At 45.7% G+C, this 19,046-nt stretch carries 21 protein-coding genes; 12 read left to right on the plus strand and 9 right to left on the minus strand.

Features of this window, described 5'->3' with window-relative positions; all coding sequences use genetic code 11:
- Nucleotide 1: 1 nt before the first annotated feature.
- Together AAHN97_RS22395 and AAHN97_RS22400 are read right to left on the minus strand one after the other, a co-directional pair.
- A complete protein-coding gene (locus AAHN97_RS22395; protein ID WP_343304329.1) occupies nt 2-751 on the minus strand; it encodes an HmuY family protein in 750 nt (249 codons plus the stop codon).
- Between the two features lie 11 nt (nt 752-762).
- Nucleotides 763-1,446: an HmuY family protein gene (locus tag AAHN97_RS22400; protein ID WP_343304330.1), complete on the minus strand. Its 684-nt coding sequence runs from the start codon at nt 1,444-1,446 to the stop codon at nt 763-765.
- A gap of 158 nt (nt 1,447-1,604) precedes the next feature.
- Between AAHN97_RS22400 and AAHN97_RS22405 the strand changes: the two genes are divergently transcribed.
- The gene (locus tag AAHN97_RS22405; RefSeq protein ID WP_074242069.1) at nt 1,605-1,934 is read left to right on the plus strand and encodes an antibiotic biosynthesis monooxygenase family protein; all 330 of its coding nucleotides are present in this window, start codon (nt 1,605-1,607) and stop codon (nt 1,932-1,934) included.
- A gap of 152 nt (nt 1,935-2,086) precedes the next feature.
- Here AAHN97_RS22405 and AAHN97_RS22410 read toward each other — a convergent pair whose 3' ends face one another.
- Nucleotides 2,087-3,058, minus strand: coding sequence for a helix-turn-helix transcriptional regulator (locus AAHN97_RS22410; RefSeq protein WP_343304331.1), 972 nt, complete (start codon nt 3,056-3,058; stop codon nt 2,087-2,089).
- Nucleotides 3,059-3,087: 29 nt separating this feature from the next.
- Here AAHN97_RS22410 and AAHN97_RS22415 point away from each other — a divergent pair, with 29 nt between their 5' ends.
- The 4 genes from AAHN97_RS22415 (at nt 3,088) to AAHN97_RS22430 (ending at nt 7,568) form a co-directional block, all read left to right on the plus strand.
- A complete protein-coding gene (locus AAHN97_RS22415) occupies nt 3,088-5,358 on the plus strand; it encodes a TonB-dependent receptor plug domain-containing protein (protein ID WP_343304332.1) in 2,271 nt (756 codons plus the stop codon).
- Between the two features lie 188 nt (nt 5,359-5,546).
- Nucleotides 5,547-6,026 carry a CinA family protein gene (locus tag AAHN97_RS22420; protein WP_343304334.1) on the plus strand — a complete coding sequence of 160 codons (480 nt, stop codon included), beginning with the start codon at nt 5,547-5,549 and terminating at the stop codon, nt 6,024-6,026.
- A 27-nt stretch (nt 6,027-6,053) separates the two neighbouring features.
- Nucleotides 6,054-6,584, plus strand: a complete 531-nt coding sequence (locus AAHN97_RS22425) for a DUF6496 domain-containing protein (RefSeq protein ID WP_343304335.1) — start codon at nt 6,054-6,056, stop codon at nt 6,582-6,584.
- Between the two features lie 102 nt (nt 6,585-6,686).
- Entirely contained in the window at nt 6,687-7,568 is an 882-nt protein-coding gene (locus AAHN97_RS22430) for an alpha/beta fold hydrolase (protein WP_343304336.1), read from the plus strand.
- A gap of 42 nt (nt 7,569-7,610) precedes the next feature.
- On the opposite strand, the gene AAHN97_RS22435 is transcribed toward AAHN97_RS22430, so the two are convergent.
- On the minus strand, nt 7,611-7,892 hold the full coding sequence (locus AAHN97_RS22435) for a hypothetical protein (RefSeq protein ID WP_343304337.1): 282 nt from the start codon (nt 7,890-7,892) through the stop codon (nt 7,611-7,613).
- A gap of 133 nt (nt 7,893-8,025) precedes the next feature.
- Between AAHN97_RS22435 and AAHN97_RS22440 the strand changes: the two genes are divergently transcribed.
- From AAHN97_RS22440 to AAHN97_RS22450, 3 genes are read left to right on the plus strand one after another with little or no spacing between them, the layout of a single operon-like run.
- Nucleotides 8,026-8,700, plus strand: coding sequence for a FadR/GntR family transcriptional regulator (locus AAHN97_RS22440; RefSeq protein WP_343304338.1), 675 nt, complete (start codon nt 8,026-8,028; stop codon nt 8,698-8,700).
- A 41-nt stretch (nt 8,701-8,741) separates the two neighbouring features.
- Nucleotides 8,742-9,965, plus strand: a complete 1,224-nt coding sequence (locus AAHN97_RS22445) for an MFS transporter (RefSeq protein ID WP_343304339.1) — start codon at nt 8,742-8,744, stop codon at nt 9,963-9,965.
- Nucleotides 9,966-9,998: 33 nt separating this feature from the next.
- Complete coding sequence (locus tag AAHN97_RS22450; RefSeq protein ID WP_343304340.1) at nt 9,999-10,964, plus strand: YheT family hydrolase; 966 nt, start codon at nt 9,999-10,001, stop codon at nt 10,962-10,964.
- 96 nt (nt 10,965-11,060) lie between these two features.
- On the opposite strand, the gene AAHN97_RS22455 is transcribed toward AAHN97_RS22450, so the two are convergent.
- The 3 genes from AAHN97_RS22455 to AAHN97_RS22465 are packed head-to-tail and all read right to left on the minus strand — an operon-like array spanning nt 11,061 to nt 12,373.
- Nucleotides 11,061-11,675 (minus strand): ClpP family protease, encoded by a 615-nt coding sequence (locus tag AAHN97_RS22455; RefSeq protein WP_343304341.1) that lies wholly within the window; start codon nt 11,673-11,675, stop codon nt 11,061-11,063.
- Nucleotide 11,676: 1 nt separating this feature from the next.
- Entirely contained in the window at nt 11,677-11,919 is a 243-nt protein-coding gene (locus tag AAHN97_RS22460) for a hypothetical protein (protein ID WP_343304342.1), read from the minus strand.
- On the minus strand, nt 11,900-12,373 hold the full coding sequence (locus AAHN97_RS22465) for an RNA polymerase sigma factor (RefSeq protein WP_343304343.1): 474 nt from the start codon (nt 12,371-12,373) through the stop codon (nt 11,900-11,902). The genes AAHN97_RS22460 and AAHN97_RS22465 overlap by 20 nt, the downstream gene beginning before the upstream one ends.
- A gap of 108 nt (nt 12,374-12,481) precedes the next feature.
- On the opposite strand from AAHN97_RS22465, the gene AAHN97_RS22470 reads away from it, so the two are divergent.
- From AAHN97_RS22470 to AAHN97_RS22485, 4 genes are all read left to right on the plus strand, one after another.
- Entirely contained in the window at nt 12,482-13,384 is a 903-nt protein-coding gene (locus tag AAHN97_RS22470; protein ID WP_343304344.1) for a helix-turn-helix domain-containing protein, read from the plus strand.
- A gap of 94 nt (nt 13,385-13,478) precedes the next feature.
- Nucleotides 13,479-14,318 carry an SDR family oxidoreductase gene (locus AAHN97_RS22475; protein WP_343304345.1) on the plus strand — a complete coding sequence of 280 codons (840 nt, stop codon included), beginning with the start codon at nt 13,479-13,481 and terminating at the stop codon, nt 14,316-14,318.
- Nucleotides 14,319-14,550: 232 nt separating this feature from the next.
- On the plus strand, nt 14,551-15,828 hold the full coding sequence (locus tag AAHN97_RS22480; RefSeq protein ID WP_343304346.1) for a DEAD/DEAH box helicase: 1,278 nt from the start codon (nt 14,551-14,553) through the stop codon (nt 15,826-15,828).
- Nucleotides 15,829-15,878: 50 nt separating this feature from the next.
- Nucleotides 15,879-16,646, plus strand: a complete 768-nt coding sequence (locus tag AAHN97_RS22485; RefSeq protein ID WP_343304347.1) for a nucleotidyltransferase domain-containing protein — start codon at nt 15,879-15,881, stop codon at nt 16,644-16,646.
- A 97-nt stretch (nt 16,647-16,743) separates the two neighbouring features.
- On the opposite strand, the gene AAHN97_RS22490 is transcribed toward AAHN97_RS22485, so the two are convergent.
- Nucleotides 16,744-18,153 (minus strand): c-type cytochrome domain-containing protein, encoded by a 1,410-nt coding sequence (locus tag AAHN97_RS22490; protein WP_343304348.1) that lies wholly within the window; start codon nt 18,151-18,153, stop codon nt 16,744-16,746.
- Entirely contained in the window at nt 18,150-19,025 is an 876-nt protein-coding gene (locus AAHN97_RS22495; protein WP_343304349.1) for a sugar phosphate isomerase/epimerase family protein, read from the minus strand. Before AAHN97_RS22495 ends, AAHN97_RS22490 begins: the two co-directional genes overlap by 4 nt.
- Between the last annotated feature and the right edge of the window lie 21 nt (nt 19,026-19,046).

Consider the following 19,046-nt stretch of genomic DNA (forward strand, 5'->3'; position numbering starts at 1 on the left):
GTTACTTGATATCTAAGTTTTTGCTGCCATCCATCTGGATAGCGTATTTGAATGTTACGAATCCTGGCTTGTTGTCTCTCGTAGGGTCTTCAGGATTGTCCTTATAAATATTTTCGATCATTACTTTGGCGTAATGCCCTTTATGCGTTTTCACGATCATCACGCGCGGCATGGTGTACACGATATGCGATTTCTTGGCATTGCCCGGGAAGAGCGCACCATAGAAATCATAATACCCCCAGCCGTCTGCTTCTCCCTGGAAATGGTCCAGTCCTACATCACGGATGCCTAACTTACTGTCGTCCGCCGTTTTCACTGCATCAAAAGCAGCATTGAAAAGTGAGCGGGGGATTGGGAGCGTTTTGGGTTTAAAGCTGATGGTATCGTAGAACTGTGCGTCAAACTTTCTGTCTACCACCACATAGATCCTCGCATTACCGGGGCCACCAAAAGAAGGGGAACCAATGGATGCCCCGTTATTGGGGTATACACTGCTGTTATATATACCATAGAATACAATATCCCATCTGCCTGTTTGCCTTTGGGATTCAGGTATCACTTTATTTTCTTCAAGACTATAATACATGGATACGGCATTACCGGCAGAGGTGGCAGTAGTGTCCGCTACCAGGTTCTCTATCCTGTAAACACCTGTACGTAAAGAAGTACCTTCATCCGGTTTATCTTCCGTTTTGCTTTTTGAGCAGGCGGTAAATACAAAGCAGGTAACGAGTAACACTTTGAAGTTCATATATGCGCGAATTAATTGGTTCTCAAATTCCGGCTGCCATCTTCCTGCACGAAGTATTTGAACGTGAGGTAGGGAGCTGGCCAGAAAAGGTCTGTTACAACAGGCGGATTGCCTTTGTAGATATTTAATAAAGCCAGTTTGGCGAATTTGCCACTGGCTGTTTTTACAATAAATGTTCTGTTGCGTACGGGCACACAGATGTGATTGCTGAGGGAATAAAAATACCAGCCATAACCATTACCACTGTCCCAGCCAACACCGGCTAAACCTTTCTGTGCAAACTCAGCATCCGAAGGCGCTTCAAATACCTGGTCATATGGTTTTTCTATGATCATCATCCTGCCAACACCCGGCCCGCCATATCCCGGCGTACCGGCTATTGTTCCGTTATTGGTAACCACATAGGAGTTATACTCTTTGGTGAAAGCAAGGTCCCAATCTGCATTTTTGAGGTATTGCAGAGAGTCCGCCGTGGTTTTGATCATGCGGGTTTGTTTATCGGAAAAGCGGAAAGTGATGCTGTAGAAAGGACGTTTTTCTTTACCATCCACATCATCTCCCATGGAAGCACCAAGGTCTCCCGGCATGTCCAGCACCGTCACACTCCTGGTATCAGTGACATTGGGTGAAGTCTTATCTTTGCTGCAGGCTGTCATCAAAAGGATAACAGCACTTAATACGACCGTGTATTTCATGCTGCAAAATTGCAGAGGCGCGTTCACCACTTTGGGAGAAATAGCAACCTTCCGCGGAATTTCACCATTATTCCGTTTGAGGTAATTGTTATTCCCGGATAGGCGCATGACATTGGTGTGACAGTCATACTTTTGTCATAATTAAATCACATTTTTTTATGAACAAGAATTTCGTAGCCATTAACTACATCCAATGCAACACCGATTTCCAGGAGCGGTTTGAACAACTTTTTGCTACCCGTGCGCATGCAATAGACACCATGCCAGGCTTTATCAACATGCATGTGCTGCGTCCTGCCAAAGAGGGAGATGCTTACCTGATCGTGAGCTATTGGGAAACGGAACAATCGTTTAAAGACTGGATGAAATCAGAAGCATTTATCAGCGGGCACAAACGTGGGTTTGAAGAAATTGCCAAAGCAAAAGCGGAAGGCAGGCCGGCTCCTATGACCAGCGACTTTAAAATTTATCAGGTAATTAGTGAATAATGGAAACAACCACCACTAAGCAAAAGTTAATGAAATGGCTGAAGCGCATCGGCTTCTGGGGATTTCTCTTCTTTTTAATAAAGGGATTGCTTTGGCTTGTATTTATATACTGGTTGGCTAAATAATTGAAAACGGTAGAGTGGCCGGCAACTTTACCTTTTCATGATACCCGGAGAAAAACCAAAATGTTTCTTAAAAGCCCTCGTGAAATGGGCAGTATGTTTGTAGCCTGATAAATAAGCCACCTCAGATACGGCTTTTCCCTGCGACAGTAATTCCCGCGCATGCGTCATCTTGATATTTTGCAGATAGCCGTATACGGTAGTGCCAAATACCTGTTTAAAATGACTCTTCAGATAAGCATCGTTTGTACCCACCTGGTGGCTCAGGTCAATTAATGTACAGGGGCTGTTGATGTTCTTGATAATAATATCCCGCGCCATATGCATCCGCTCTATGTCTTCTTTCTTCAATGCACGCGTATCACTTTTAGCCATTCCGCTGATCTGTTCATATTGGGATAACTGGATGGCCAGCAGTTCGGTGGTTTTGGCTTTGAGGTACAACTGCTTGTAACGACCGTCCAGCGGACAATTGAGCATATCGTACAGAATGGCGCTGATATTGGAGACCAGGGGAAGATTCACTTCGCTCAGCCTGGCAGGGGTATTATTGGCAATGCTTTTTGTAAGAACAGGAAACAAAGGATGTTCTTCCGGCAGGAAATTAAATACCAGTTCCGGTGTTACACCCAATTCAAATATTTCCAGCTGTTCATCTGCCTGCCAGTTGAGATGGATCTCCTGCTCCGGGAGGAAAAGGTAATTATATTGATGTTTCTGAAAAGAAGCTAGTTTAGTAAGGTCGCTGCCGGTGGTATAACTTTTATTCCCGCTCAGCGTATAACTGATCTGCAGAAAAGGGTGCATGTTATTAAACACTACTTCTCCTTCCTGGCTGGACTTAATATTATAATATCCCAGGTTAATACCATCCGGACTCAGCATTTCATAAACAGAACCGGAATGGCCGTTCTCTGTCAGCGCTTTTCGCCGCTCTCTCAGGTTACCGGAACCGCTTATGTCAAAAGCGCATTTTATATCATTGGAAACAAGGGCACACAAGGTCTTTGATTTTACTATACGGCAATATTATGTCATTCCCGCTGGAAAATATTGCACGCAGATTACAATTGAAAGCGCAGGAATATACAATCCTTTGCCATCGGATGTTTGCGCATAAAATGTTTCCGGATGTGGTAAATTCTTTTCCGCATCTGAGGGCTTGCTTCTCCTTCTCAGGTAAGCTTTTCTCCGTAGCAGGTGTAGCGGAAAGCGGAACTTTGCTTTTTATGAAAAGGATCATCCTGCTACTATTATTCCCTGTTGTTACCGCTCAGGCGCAAGATACCAACATTAAGTCCCTTCAAACCGTTACCATCACCCATCAATTATATAAAAAGCAGGATGATGTGATCGATATAAAAAAGGTAGCGAATCCCATTACCATCATTGATAAAAAAACCATCCGGATGATGGGCAGCCGCAGACTGGATGAAGTATTACGTGAACAAACGGGCATGGCTATGGTAAATGACCTCGGTTCGGGGAACCGCAGCCTGGGCATACAAATGCAGGGGTTCAGTTCTGAATACATCCTGATACTCATTAATGGCCAGCCCATGACAGGCCGTTTCAATGGCAACTTTGATCTCTCCCGCATCAGTGTATCGGATATTGAAAGGATAGAAGTGATCAAAGGCGCCGCCAGTAGTTTATATGGAAGTGAAGCCATGGGGGGCGTGATCAATATTATCACCAAACAAACGGTTACAGATCCGCAGGCTACTGCCAGCCTGCTATATGGTACTTATAATACACTGGATGCCACCCTGCAGGGAGAAGCTCCTTTTACCCGCGGCTCCGTGAACATCTCCGGTAATTATTATAAAACAGAGGGTTTCAACGTCAACACCCAATACCTAAAAGAAGGGCAGACATCTCCTCCCTATCACAGCATTAACCTGCAGGGGCGTGCGCATTATAAACTAAGTGATAAAAGTTCCCTCTACCTCAGCAGCAGGCTGGCAGACCGGCATTCTGTAATGGACCGTTCCTATGGTGCCCAGCCCTTTTCCGATCTGCTGGATGAAAAAGATTTCAATACCGCCCTTTCACTCAACACCAATTTAAAAAACGGCTGGCGTTTATTAAGCCGTTACTATATCACCCACTATAAAACAGAACAGGCGGTACATATTGTGGAAACCGGAAAGGAACTACAGCGGAATGTTTTCTCGCAGGTGATCAACCGCCTGGAAATACAGGCAGCAAAAGACCTGCTCCCTGGGAAACTCGCTTTCACCGGGGGCCTGGGAGGAGACCATCAGCAAATGATCTATAACATGTATAACTACTTCGGTTATGCGCAACTGAATTATAATCCCAAACCCGCCTATAGTTTCATTGCCGGATTACGGTACGATGGGAATAATGTATATGGCGGGAAGTTGAATCCTAGTCTTGGTGCCACCTGGTCTCCTGCTGCCTGGGTAAAGATCAAAACTTCTTTGGGCAGAGGTTTTAAATCTCCTACCTATGCGCAGATGTACCAGGTGTTCACCAATATCACACAGGGATACACGGTGATCGGCGCCAATAATTTTGAAGAGAAAATAGCAGAACTGCAAAAGGCAGGGCTCGTACAACAGGTATGGGCCAATGCTGCCGGCATCCGTGACCTGGAACCGGAAACTTCCACCTCATTCAATTTGGGCGCTAAATTCTCTTTCGCTAAAACAGTGGAGCTGGACGTTAACGGTTTCTACAACAAGATCGATAACCTCATAAATACGGAACAGGTGGGGATCAGTAAAAACGGACAACAGATCTTTTCCTATTTCAACCTGAAAGATATTTATACCAGCGGTGTGGAAGCTGGTATCAAATACAGCCCGCTGAAACATTTAGTACTGAGCGCAGGTTACCAATACCTCATTGCTAAAAACAGGGAGATGGAAGATAACATTGGCCATACCACCGTAAGAAGCCCTGAAGGTATCCGCCCCGCCCGCAGCAGTGATTACTTTGGATTACCCAACAGAAGTAAACACATGTTCAATGTACAGGCATATTACGCATACAAACCCTGGGGCCTCTCAGCTTCTGTACGTGCCGGATACAGAGGTAAGTATGGTTTCCTGGACATCGACAATAACGGATACATCGATCGGTACGATGTATTTGTGAACGGATATACGCTCCTGAATGCCTCCATTCAGAAAACATTGTTCCGCGATATGTTAACCCTCCGTTTCACGGTAGATAATATCACCGATCATACAGATTACCTCATGCCTTCACAACCAGGCAGGATGCTGATGGGCGGGTTTATTTTTAACCTGCGCAAAAATTCAGTAAATTAGGGTACAAACTGTAACCCATGAACAAATTTATCAGAGCATTGATTGCCGGATATGGCGCAAAGAAATTAGGTGGTGGTTGTCTTGGTACGGTGGTGGTCTTCATTATTATCTATCTCGCGCTGGGCCATTGCGGCTAAGCAAACCCTTTGGCACAATATTTTAGCCTTATATGGTGAATTGTGCCCACCATGGAATTTAACGAAGAAAAGATCAGGCTGATCAAAGATTACCTGTTGCAGCATCAACAAACCGTTGCTGTAGCGGAAAGTGTTACCTCTGGATTGTTGCAGTTTGCCCTCTCAAGCGCAGACGATGCCCTTCATTTCTTCCAGGGTGGTCTCACGGCCTATAACCTTGGCCAGAAAGCAAGACAACTACATATTGAACCCATCCATGCTGCCCGCTGTAACTGTGCAGATGGGAAAGTAGCGGCTGAAATGGCCGTAAATGTTACGCAATTATTCTCCAGCCACTGGGGTATCAGCATTACCGGATATGCTACGCCCGTTCCGGAATCAGGCAATCAGTTGTTTGCCTATTATGCCATCGCGCAGAAAGACAAAGTGATCGCGTCCGGAAAAATGCAGGAAGGAAAAGGTACGGCAAAGGAAGTGCAGCTGTATTATGTGAATTCGGTATTGGGGGCATTTCTCAAACTATTGGGGTAATATTTCTACACTTAAACAGTAACAACCATGAAAACGAAGAAAAATGAAGTGGAGTATAATTTGCTGGATGTTTTAAATGTTTTTATTTATAAACCCATTAAAAAAAGTATCATGGCAAAGTATTCAAAAAAAGCAGGAGACAAGGTGGAAAGGGCCATGCACGAAATGCATGAAGGGAAACTGAGGAGTGGTAGCAAGAAAGGCCCGAAAGTAACCAGCCGTAAACAGGCTATTGCAATCGGATTGTCTGAAGCAAGAGAAGAAGGAGCCAAGGTCCCAAAGAAAGCTGCAGCGAAGAAAGCTACTGGTAAAAAAGCGGTGGCTAAAAAGGCCACTGCAAAAAAAGCAACTGGCAAAAAAGCAACAGGTAAAAAGGCAACGGCGAAGAAAGCAACAAGCAAAAAAGCTACGGCTAAAAAAGCGACAGGAAAAAGAGCTACAGCTAAAAGGGCAACTGCAAAGAAAGCTACAGCTAAAAGAGCAACCGGCAAGAAAGCAACTGCAAAGAAAGCCACCGCTAAAAGAGCAACTGCTAAACGGGCTGCCAAAAAGAAATAAGAAAATCCATCTTGAAAATTGAAAATACCCGGGCGCAACCGCTGTGAAAAATGGTGGTTGCGCCATCTCACCTAACTATATAGCTCAACAAATAACGGAAATATGTCAAGGCAAATTTTAAATAAAACAGTTAAAGTTGACGGCATTGATATTTTCTACCGGGAAGCCGGAGACAAAAAGAATCCGGCATTACTACTGCTCCCTGGATTCCCCACTACATCGATCATGTTTAAAAATCTGATGACAGCACTATCGGACAGGTTTTATCTCGTTGCGCCGGATTTCCCCGGATTTGGGTTCAGTGCCTTCCCGGACAGGGAATTCTTTGAATATACCTTCAGGAATATAGCAGCATACATGGATAAATTCACGGATGCCATCAACCTGAAACGCTTTACTATCTTTCTCCATGACTACGGATCTGTTATTGGCCTCCGAATGTGCGTGAACCATCCGGAAAAGATAGAGCGGATCATTGTCCAAAACGGCAATGCATATGAGGAAGGGATTGGCCCGGAATGGGATGAGTATAAAGAATACTGGGAAAACCCCACAGCTGAAAAGAAGAAAAAACTCTCCGAATTCATTAGTGCAAAAGGTGTGAAGGGCCAATATACCTGGGGCTTACCTGAAGAATTATTACCCACCGTGAGTCCTGAATTGTGGATGCTTGACTGGGCTTTCATTAAACGGCCCGGTAACCGTGAAATGCAGTTTGAGTTGAACTGTGATTATAGGGATAATATTAAAATGTTCCCGGTCTTCCAGGAATACTTCCGTACTCACCAACCACCTGCCCTGATCATATGGGGTAAGTATGATGTTTTCTTTAGTATAAATGAACCTCCCTGTTACAAGAGAGACCTGCCCGATGCCGAGATCCATATGGTCGATGGTGGCCACTGGGCATTGGAAACAAACTTCGATGAGGTATTAACGCTTATAGATAATTTCCTCAACACTAAAATACCTGGTGAACACTAATCCATTCACCAGGTATTTTAATCAAAGTATCAAGAGGGAATGTTATTCCTCATCATCGTCATCATCATCCTCATCTTCTTCCAGCCACTCCATGTAAGAGTAATACCAGTCTTCCAATTCGTCTAATAACTCCTGCTTTTTTTCCGGCTCTCCATGAAAGTATTCTTCCACGTTATCAATTTCTTCCACAATATCGATATAAGCCATCTCTTCGTCTTCTTCTACACGTTTGGCAAAGAACCGCGGTTTCTCCGTATGGAAGATGTATTCATTATCCGGATCTGTAACGGGATCATCTGCAATCATGAATTTAGGTAATGCCATTGGTCAAAATTTTAATTGATAACTAAAGGACTACAAAAATATGCAATATCTGATTAAGATATCCCCCCTTTTCGAATTAATTAACACATATAAACTTTCAGAAAAAAATGTAGCTTTGCAAACATCTGATGATATGATGACTACACCCGTAACATACGTAAAACGCAAAAACCTGGCGGACGAAGTAGCCGGCCACCTGCAGCAGCAGATCTGTTCAGGCAAATATGCCATTGGCCAGCAACTCCCCACGGAACCTGATCTCATGGCCCAGTTTGGTGTAGGCCGCTCCACTATCCGTGAAGCAGTAAGACTGCTGGTGAATGCAGGATTGGTAAGAGTGCAACAGGGCCTGGGCACTTTCATCATCTCTCACCAGACCATGGGAGAACCCCTCGCCCAACGTTTTCACCGCGCTCACTTCCAGGACCTCAACGAAGTACGGCTGTTACTGGAAGTTAAGATTGCAGAGAAAGCAGCCCTCCACCGCACAAAAGACGACATCACACAAATGAAGGCCTTCCTTAAAAAGAGAGGCGAACATGCAAAAGCACAGAACGTGGACGCCTGTATGCAGGCGGACATCGACTTCCATACCAGCATAGCCATGGCATCCAAGAATGAGATCATGGTAGATCTTTATAAAACCATCGCCACGCACCTGAAACAATCTTTCCGTGAAAGGTACGCAGATACCAAACCTTTCCTGGAATCGCAGGACCTGCACAAGTCGCTCCTGCAAAGCATTATAGATAAAGACTCCGCACAAGCGCTGCTGTGGGCAACCCGCATCAGCACCCATGCGAAATGAGATATTTTTTTGAATTCTAAACATCAGATGATCTGACAACAATGGAAACTGTACTTGAAGGCGAAGAGAAAAAGGCGACGCAGAACCTGGCCGAAAAAACCGTATTCTCCGTATTGCTGGCCCTCAGCTTTACACACCTGCTGAACGACACAATTCAATCTATCATTCCTGCCATCTACCCGATGGTGAAGGATTCCCTGCACCTGAGCTTCTCGCAGGTGGGATTGATCACCTTAACTTTCCAACTCTCTGCATCTATTCTGCAGCCCCTGGTTGGAATGTATACAGACAAAAGGCCGCAGCCTTATTCACTGGCCATTGGTATGTCTTTCACACTGATGGGCCTGTTATGCCTGGCTTTCGTACACACCTTCCCCATGGTATTGGTTTCCGTAGGATTGATCGGGATCGGCTCTGCGGTTTTTCATCCTGAAGCATCCCGGCTGGCTTATATGGCTTCCGGCGGCCAGCATGGCATGGCGCAATCTTTATTCCAGGTAGGAGGTAATACAGGAAGTTCCCTCGGCCCGCTATTGGCTGCTGCTATCATTGTGCCCTTGGGCCAAACGCACATCGCCTGGTTTTCTATCGTAGCGCTGATAGCCATTGTGGTAATGCTCCGTATCAGCAAATGGTACCTCAGCAATACCCATCGCATCAAACCTAAAAAACAAAAGCTACAGGTAGAAACCATCAAATTATCGAGAGGCCGGGTGATCTTTGCGCTGTTCATCCTCATGATCCTGATCTTCTCCAAGTACTTCTACATGGCAAGCCTTACCAGCTATTATACTTTCTACCTGATCGATAAATTCAATGTATCCGTGCAAAGTGCACAGGTATACCTCTTCATCTTCCTCTTTGCCATTGCAGCTGGAACTTTCATCGGAGGGCCTGTGGGAGACCGTATCGGCAGAAAATATGTGATCTGGATCTCCATCCTCGGTGTAGCACCTTTTGCATTGCTGATGCCACATGCCAATCTTTTCTGGACGGCCATCCTGAGTGTGTTCATTGGTGTGATCCTTTCTTCTGCGTTCTCTGCCATCCTTGTATATGCGCAGGAACTGGTGCCGGGGAAAGTAGGCATGATTGCCGGTCTGTTCTTTGGATTTGCCTTTGGCATGGCCGGAGTGGGATCTGCACTGCTGGGAGAACTGGCAGACCGTACCAGCATTAATTATGTATACCAGGTATGTGCATACCTTCCCTTAATAGGATTATTAACAGGTTTCCTGCCCAATATTGAAAGAAAGAAGCAGTAAATCAATAACCGGCATATTGGCTACCTTTGCAATATGCCGGTTATTAAAACACCAGATTATAAAGCGCCGATCCTCCTAAGGAACCGCCATCTGCTAACGATCTTTCCTTCCCTTTTCAGAAAGATCAAACCGGCTAATTATACCCGCACCCGCATCTCCACACAGGATAACGATTTTCTCGATCTTGATTTCAGCAAAACAGGCAGCGATCAGCTGGTAGTGATCCTCCATGGCCTGGAAGGCAATTCCCAACGGCAATACATCACCGGCATGGTACATATCTTTAATGAAGGAGGATATGATACGGTGTCTATGAACTTCAGAGGCTGCAGCGGAGAAAGTAACAAAGCCCTGCGCTTTTATCACAGTGGCGAAACAGGCGATCTACAAACAGTCATAGAACACCTGGAAGCCTCCCATCATTACAAACGTATTCACCTGGTAGGCTTTTCCCTGGGTGGAAATGTAACACTCAAGTATGTGGGAGAAAGAGGCGCAGCTATTCCCGCTATCATAAGATCTGCCGTGGCCATCTCCGTTCCCTGCGATCTGAAAGACAGTTCCATTGAACTGGAGAAAAGGCATAACTTCATCTACATGAAACGTTTCATCCGCTCGCTCGGCCTGAAACTGGAAACCAAAGCCAAACAATATCCCAACGAAATATCACTGGACAATTTCGGCATCATCAAAAACTTTAAACAGTTCGATGACCGGTACACGGCTCCCATGCATGGATTCAAGGATGCTGAGGAATACTGGGCAAGGAACAGCTCCAAACAATTCCTCGAAAATATCCGCATCCCCACCTTGCTGATCAATGCACTGGACGATCCTTTTTTAGGCAAAGGCAGTTTCCCATACAAGGAAGCAGATAACAATCCCTACTTATACCTGGAAACACCGGAAACCGGCGGGCATGTTGGGTTTGTAACGTTTACGGGAAAACATTACTGGTCTGAGAGAAGGGCTTTTCAGTTTATACATGACCATCCGTAGCAAGAATATTCTATCAGCGTCATCATCTATAACCATCCTTAATGATCGTTTCATAGCAGCGCGATTCATTCATGACCGCGGCAAATCAGCAACAGGTTATCCCTGCTGCAACAAGGGTCTCATTACCGTTACCAGATCACTCACATCCCCCAGCACCTCATCCACTAACCCATATTCCTTCGCCTCCACCGCATTCAAAAACTTATCCCTGCGGAACATCTCTTCAATTTCCTCCCGTTTATGATTGGAACTACGCCCCATGAGGTAAAAGATCTGATTCTGCAAGCGCTCCTGCTCCTGGTAAGCAATCCGCACATCTTCCGTATACCCTCTTGCTCCACCACCTGTAGGATGCATATGTACCGTTGTATGTGAAAGTGCATACCGTTGTCCTTTTGTACCACTGCTCAGTAAAAAGGTACCCATACTCCCGGTAAAGCCAACTGAAACCGTAGCGATAGGAGATTTACACATCTTCATGGTATCGTAAATGGCTAATCCGGCATACACACCGCCACCCGGACAATTAATATACAACCGGATCGGATAATGATTTTCACTGTCCAGGTAAAGCAGTTGGGCCACTATAAGATTGGCTACATGTTCATCAATAGCAGTACCCAGGAAAATGATCCTTTCTTTGAGGAGCAGGCTGTAAATATCATACGCACCACGCGTGGCGCCGTCAATTACTGTTGGTATAATAGTCATGTTATTTGAATATGGAAGTGATGGTAAAATGGAATTCCTCGCCCAGCCCATCATAGATGGCAGACAATCTTTTCCTTTGCAGATCGCGGCCGTACCAGCGGATCATTTGAAAGGCCCTGCGCTGCTGTTGCACGGCTTCCTGTAATGCAGGGTCCGCCAGCATCTTTGCTTCAAAAAGCAATCGCTCCGGTTCCGGCATATTGCCCAGCAGGTATGCTTCTGTTTCAGTTAAGTGCTCCTTCATAAAGCTTTGCATTTTTAACAGTGGCACGAACTTTCTGCAGGCACTTATGTTTCTGCACGGTTACCGAACGAACATTACTGTAATGAAAAGTATCCGCCATTTCCTGGAGGTCCATTTGCTCATAGTAGAATGCCTGTAACAATTGCATGCACTTTTCACCGGCTGTGCGCAAATATTCCAGCAGGGGCTGCTCTTCCTCAGGCACATGAAAATCTTTAAAAAAAAACACTTGTTCCCGCATGCGCAACTTCTGCTGCTTCATCCATAGTATCCGTGTAATGCCAATGAGGTAAGCTTTGGCAGATACCCTGATCTCCGCAGGTGCTTTTTCCATGTAAATGATCATGGCGTCATGGAACAGGTCTTTGGCCATCTCCAGGTCTCCTCCCAGTTGCTTTATTACCCGCGCAACATCCGGAAAGGTATCCCTGTATAATGCTGTAATGTTTTCCATTGAACTTGGGTTTTACAGTATAGTATCCAAAACGGCCCGGATATCACCCCTACTGTTAAAAATTAATGAAAAAAGGTCAAAATACCCGGCAATCCTTAATTTTGTTACATGGAAAAGATACAGTCACTGGAAGAATTTTACCGTGCCAAGGAGTTGAGGATGCCTGCTAATCTTGGAAGGGAGAATGGGCATTTCAATGTGTTCAATTCCGAAGAATTCCTGGGCCATCATGCCAGGCAGCTACCTTACAGCCGTAAGGACTTTTACAAAATAGCCCTGGTCAGTGGCCGGAACCGTTACTATTATGCAGATAAGACCATGGACGTGGAAACACACGGCCTCTTTTTTGCCAACCCACAGGTACCCTATCAATGCGAACCCCTGTCTGAAGAGCAGTCCGGCTTATTCTGCATTTTTACGGAGGCTTTCTTTCATCAGTACACTACCCTGAAATTACAGGAGTACCCGATCTTCAAACCCGGAGGCCAGCCCATTGTGTATTTACCAGATGCACAGGTAGCCCCCGTGAGAGAGATCTTTGAAAAGATGCTGGCCGAAATGGCTTCCGATTACCAATATAAACTGGACCTCTGCCGGAACTATGTAATGGAGCTGATCCACATGGGTTTGAAAATGCAACCGATAGAGGTATCTCCTTCCCATTCCAATGCGTCCACCCGGATCTCTTCCCTGTTCACGGACCTTCTGGAAAGGCAATTCCCGATAGAATCCCCTGTGCAACAGGTAAATTTCCGCTCTGCAACCGACTTTGCATCCCAGCTCTCCGTTCACGTGAACCATTTAAACAAGGCCCTGAAAGACACTACCGGCAAATCCACCTCAGAACTCATTGCAGAGAGGATCGTGCAGGAAGCCAAGGCTTTATTAATGCATACAGACTGGAATGTATCCGAGATCGGTTACTGCCTGGGATTCCAGGAACCAGCCCACTTTAACAACTTTTTCAAGAAAAAAACCCAGCTTACCCCCCGTTCTTTCCGCAGCGTTTGATGCAGCGTTTGATTTTTGCAATTTTTGATTTGATATCATTAACAGCCATGGTTCCTCCCCGGCGTAGCTTTGTTCTATCAAAACAAACACTACAATGGAACAACAAAAAGTATGGTATGTTACAGGCGCCTCACAAGGTTTTGGCCTGATACTCGTAAAAAAATTACTCGCCGCCGGTCAGAAAGTAGCAGGTACTTCCCGTAAACTGGATGCCCTCAAAAGTGCCGTAGGTGAGCATGAAAACTTCCTGCCTATTCAGTCTGACGTAGCTAATGAAGCCAGCGTGCAGCAATCCATTCAGCAAACGATCCAAACATTAGGTGGTATAGATGTGGTAGTGAACAATGCCGGGTATGGCCTCATCGGCAGCCTGGAAGAATTGTCAGACAAAGAAGTGCGCAGCAACTTTGATGTGAATGTATTTGGTGTATTGAATGTGATCCGCCACGTGATGCCGCACTTCCGTGAAAAGAACAGTGGTTTCATTTTCAACATCTCTTCCATCGCGGGTTTCACTGGTAACTTCCCCGGCTTCGGCAGTTACTGCGCTACCAAATTTGCATTGGATGGTTTAACGGAATCACTGGCAGCAGAAGTAAAAGCATTTGGTGTGAAAGTGGTGATCGTTGGCCCTGGTTATTTCCGTACGAACTTCCTTACATCCACTTCCCTGGCAGTACCGGCTCATCCGATAGATGCCTATAAGGATGTACGTGAATCACAGGCACAACACCAAAATGGTATCAATGGCCAGCAGGCAGGTGATCCGGAAAAAGGAATCGATGTACTGATAGAAGTGAGCAAAGCGGAAAATCCTCCCCTGCATTTATTCCTCGGCCCTGATGCCTATGAGTTTGCCAAACTGAAGATAGGCGCACTGGAAGAGGATATGAACACATGGCAGGAACTGGCTACTTCCACCAACTTCAACTGATCTGTTAAAATACTTTAACAGTTACAAAACCCACCAGAAAAGGTGGGTTTTGCTCGTTTAACCAATAAAGCGTACCTTTGCGTCATATTTTTATATCCCCTCCTTGCAGTAAGGTAATTCCCTCCGCAATTTGGTTCACTTAAAATGATGTGTGGATATACAATCTAGCCATCCTTCTCTTCTTATAAGGTCAGGGTTGTTAGCATCATTTTAAACTTAAACTAAAAACATATTGTCATTCGAGAATTTAGGTCTCATCGCACCTATTTTGCGTGCGCTTGAAACACAAGGCTATACTACGCCTACGCCTATCCAGTCCCAGGCCATTCCGGTGGTATTAGGGCAGAAAGACCTCCTGGCCTGTTCACAAACAGGTACCGGTAAAACCGCAGCATTTGCTATTCCCATTCTGCAATTGTTATACAAACAAAAGCAAACGGAGCAAACGCCCAGCAGGCATATTAAAACATTGATCTTAACGCCTACGCGTGAACTCGCTATCCAGATAGCTGAGAACTTCTCGGAATATGGTGCCCATACCGGCCTTAAACACCTCGTGATCTTTGGTGGTGTTTCCGCCGGCCCACAGGTACAAGCCCTGAGGAATGGACCAGACATCCTGATCGCTACACCAGGCCGTTTACTGGACCTCTGGCAGCAGGGGCATATCAATCTCCGTTACATTCACCAGTTTGTACTGGATGAAGCAGACCGTATGCTGGACATGGGTTTTATTCATGATGTAAAAAGAGTGATCACCAAATTACCAGAGAAACGCCAAACCCTGTTCTTCTCAGCTACCATGCCGGAAGAAATTGCCCACCTGGCCAATTCTATCCTCACCAACCCTTTAAAAGTATCGGTAACGCCGGTTTCTTCTACAGCGGAAAAGGTAGAGCAACGCATGTATTTTGTAGATAAGAACTCCAAACGTTCCTTACTGATCCATCTGCTGAAAAACCCGGACATCACCAGCGCTTTGGTATTCACCAGAACAAAACACGGGGCAGACAGAGTGGCGAAAGAACTGAACAAAGTGAATATCTCCGCCAACGCCATTCATGGTGATAAGTCCCAGAACTCCCGCCAGCGGGCACTGACAGACTTTAAAGCAGGCAAGATCCGCATCCTCGTTGCTACTGATATTGCAGCAAGAGGTATTGATGTAGATAACCTCGCGTATGTATTCAATTTTGAAATACCCAACGTACCGGAAACTTATGTTCACCGTATTGGACGAACAGGCCGTGCCGGCGCCAGTGGTATTGCCATTTCTTTCTGTGATGATGAGGAAAAGGCTTACCTGAAGGATATCACCAAACTGATTGCACAAAGCATTCCGGTAGTCACAGACCATCCATTCCCGATGAGTCAGTCCCCTGCTCCCGTAAAATCAGCGCAAGGGGTGAACCTCCGTCAGTCTTCCTCCCAACAGGTACAGGCGAAAAAGAAACACCACAATAGTAACCGCAAGTGGAATAATCGCCCGCAAAACAAACAATATAGTTAAATTTATAGCGCTCATACTGTAACAGGTATGGGCGCGTTATAAATTTCACTATGGAAGAGATCATCAAAGAACAATTAAACCGGATTGAACAGGAACATGGCGTAAAGATTTTATACGCCTGCGAATCCGGCAGCCGGGCCTGGGGATTTCCCGGAACGGACAGTGACTATGATGTGCGTTTTATTTACGCAGCCCCCATTCAGCACTACCTCAGTATCCGCGACCGCCGCGATGTGATAGAACTCCCTGTAAATGAAGTGCTGGACGTTAGCGGATGGGATATCCGCAAAGCTTTACAGCTTTTCCTTAAATCCAATCCTCATTTATACGAATGGCTCCAGTCTCCCATCTGCTATAAAGCGGACCCTGCTTTCCTGAAAGAAATGGAATACCTGATGCCCGTCTATTTTGCCAGCCGCCCGGGTTGCCATCATTATCTGAATATAGCACTCAGTACTTTTGAAAATGATCTCAGCGGTAACGAGGTGAAACTGAAAAGATATTTCTATGCCCTGCGGTCCATCCTGGCCTGCCTTTGGATCATAGAGAACGAAGTATTGCCACCCATGGAATTCCGCTTGCTGCGCACACTTGTTGGTGATCAGGTTTGGCAGAATGAAGTGGAACGTTTACTGGAGATCAAACAATCTGCTTCTGAAAAAACAATTGTTCCTGTAGTGCCTTTCCTGCATGCATGGTTAAAAGAGACGATTGCGTTCTGCAAAGAAAAAGCGGCTGCGATACCCTCCACACAGGAAAGCATCGAACCGCTGGACAGATTATTTCAGAAGTATATTAATGTGCCTGTGGTTATTTAATGCTGTATCAAACTCTGCTTTCCGGAATCATGTATACCTGTGTTTATTTAACACCAAACCAGACGCCGGCTTTTCATGCACATACAGCCGAAGTACATCACTTCTTCTTCCTAAACACCATCGTATCCGTTTCCAACACCGGCATCTTATAACCTCCCGTATCTATTTTCGTATCCGGGAATGCTTTAAACACTGCTGCTGTTACGGCCGTCTTATACACAAATAATTCCTGCAAGCCTTTGTTCTTCTGCAAAGCCAGCAGTCCTTTATCACTCACCTTTGTGCCTACAAGGTTCAGGTACTTCAACTGTTTACATTTAGCCAGTTCCTGTAAACCTGCATCTGTAATCGCAGTGTTCTCCAATTGCAAACGCGTCAGTTCAGGCAATTGTGCAATGATCTTCATCGCAGAATCACCCACCTGCGTATTGGATAATTTCAGCCATACGATCTGTGATTTCAGGGGCAGCAACAAAGCTGCCTGTTTATTATCAAAGCCGGATGCATTCACTGCATTCACCATCACAAATCCATTCCCTGCCGCTACAGGCATCACTTTCAGGCCCAAGGTCTCTAAGGTATCTACATCTTTGGAAGCAGCCGCTTTGCTGATGGCTTCTTTTGGGAGGAAAGGATGATTCCCCGGCCCTGAAGAAGGTTGCATGGATTCCAGCACCAGTTCTATCCTCGGAGATTTACGAAGCTCTTTTACTTTCGCAGTAGCAGACGCCCCCTGCTCAATCCACCAGTAAATTAATTCTACCTGGTTAGGACTCAGTTGTGGCTTGCCTTTCGGCGGCATCCGTTTATCATCATTATCAGAAAGCACCAGGCGCTTATACATTTCACTCAGTTCCGGCATACTGTCTTTCAGCACAGGCCCGTTCTCTCCGCCTTTCAGGATATGCGTCATGCTATCCAACCGCAGCCCGCCTTTCAGCTTGCCAACGTTATGGCAGCTCATACATTTCTGTTCTAATATCGGTTTGATCAGTTCATCATATACTTTCGCCTCTTCAATATTAGCAATACCAGTTGCAACCGCAGCACGTTGACCGAATGGCATAGCCGCAGAGAGATAATCTTCTCCATGTGTAAGATTGCCACCAAGGTGCCCTGCTATTGAAAGCAGGATGATCATACCAGAGGAAACCCACAACCAGCTTTTCCTGAAAATGGAATATCTTCTTAAAACGCAAAGCAAAGTGGAAATAACGGCAACGCCTATCCCCATCCACATATGCAGGTCTAATGCACGTTCTTCATATCCGCCGGAAAGCGATAAGAGGTAACCTGCAATACAGGCTGCGATGGCAGACGCTGCACCAAAGATCAGTACCGGTAATACGGAAGCCCCCACAAAAGCCAGGCGGCGATGGCGGCTCATCCATTCCAGGATAAAAGCTACGATCAGTATTCCTATTGGAAGATGTACCAGCAGCGGGTGAAAGCGGCCTATAAATAAACTCCAGCTCCCCTGTGGAGCAGACTGTAATAAATTGATCACTTGCCGTATCGCGATTTTAAAAGTTTCATCATATGCACATTGATATCCCATTGATTAGCCACCGGCTGACGCGTATAGGGCAACGTGGGCATGTAGTCCGGCGGACCGAATTCAGTAAGTATAGTGAGCACTTCGCCGGTAGCCTGTTTATGTTTTATAATCTCATCCCACCAGGCAAAGTGTGCTTTTACAACACCTTCCCATTCCGGCGCACGCGGATCATTCACCTGCGGCCCTTCCGGATGGCCTATGCGCGCATGGATATGTCCTGCGCGGGACAAAGCGATCGCCACTGTTTCTGCCTGGTCCTGCAAAAGGGACTCATGCACATTACACCAGTGGGAAATATCCAGCGTTAAACGTAACGCAGGCATGGCTTCTATAAAACGGCGTGCCACATGTGCTGCAAACAACATGCGCGAACGATGTGTTTCATGGTATACCGGGATGCCGGAGAGCTGTGAAACACGTGTGGTCATGTCTATCAGTTTACAGTTCTGTTCAAAAGAAAAGTAATCCTTGCCGGAATGGCAATTGATATACACAGGGCGTTTTATTTTCTGGCTGGTAGCTGCATTAATAGCTGCTTCAAACTGCTCGGCATGTTTCGTATAATCAGATCCGTTACCGCCACATAAAAAACCTACTTCCAGTTCATGCTTTTTCAGAGCTGCAAAAAGTTCGTCCGCCGCTTTCCCATCATTGGGCCACCACACTTCAATACCATCGTATCCTGCACCCTTTGACTTTTTGCAGAATTCATCGATAGTTCCGGGGAAACCCCAGTTGGTAGCCATTATAAGCAACTTGAAACCAGGCGCCGTATGCGCTGCTTTTGCAAATGCCGGTAAAAGAGAAACGGTGCCAAGCATGGCGGATTGTTTAAGAAAATT

The sequence above is a fragment of the Chitinophaga niabensis genome (assembly GCF_039545795.1).
Taxonomy (GTDB): domain Bacteria; phylum Bacteroidota; class Bacteroidia; order Chitinophagales; family Chitinophagaceae; genus Chitinophaga; species Chitinophaga niabensis_B.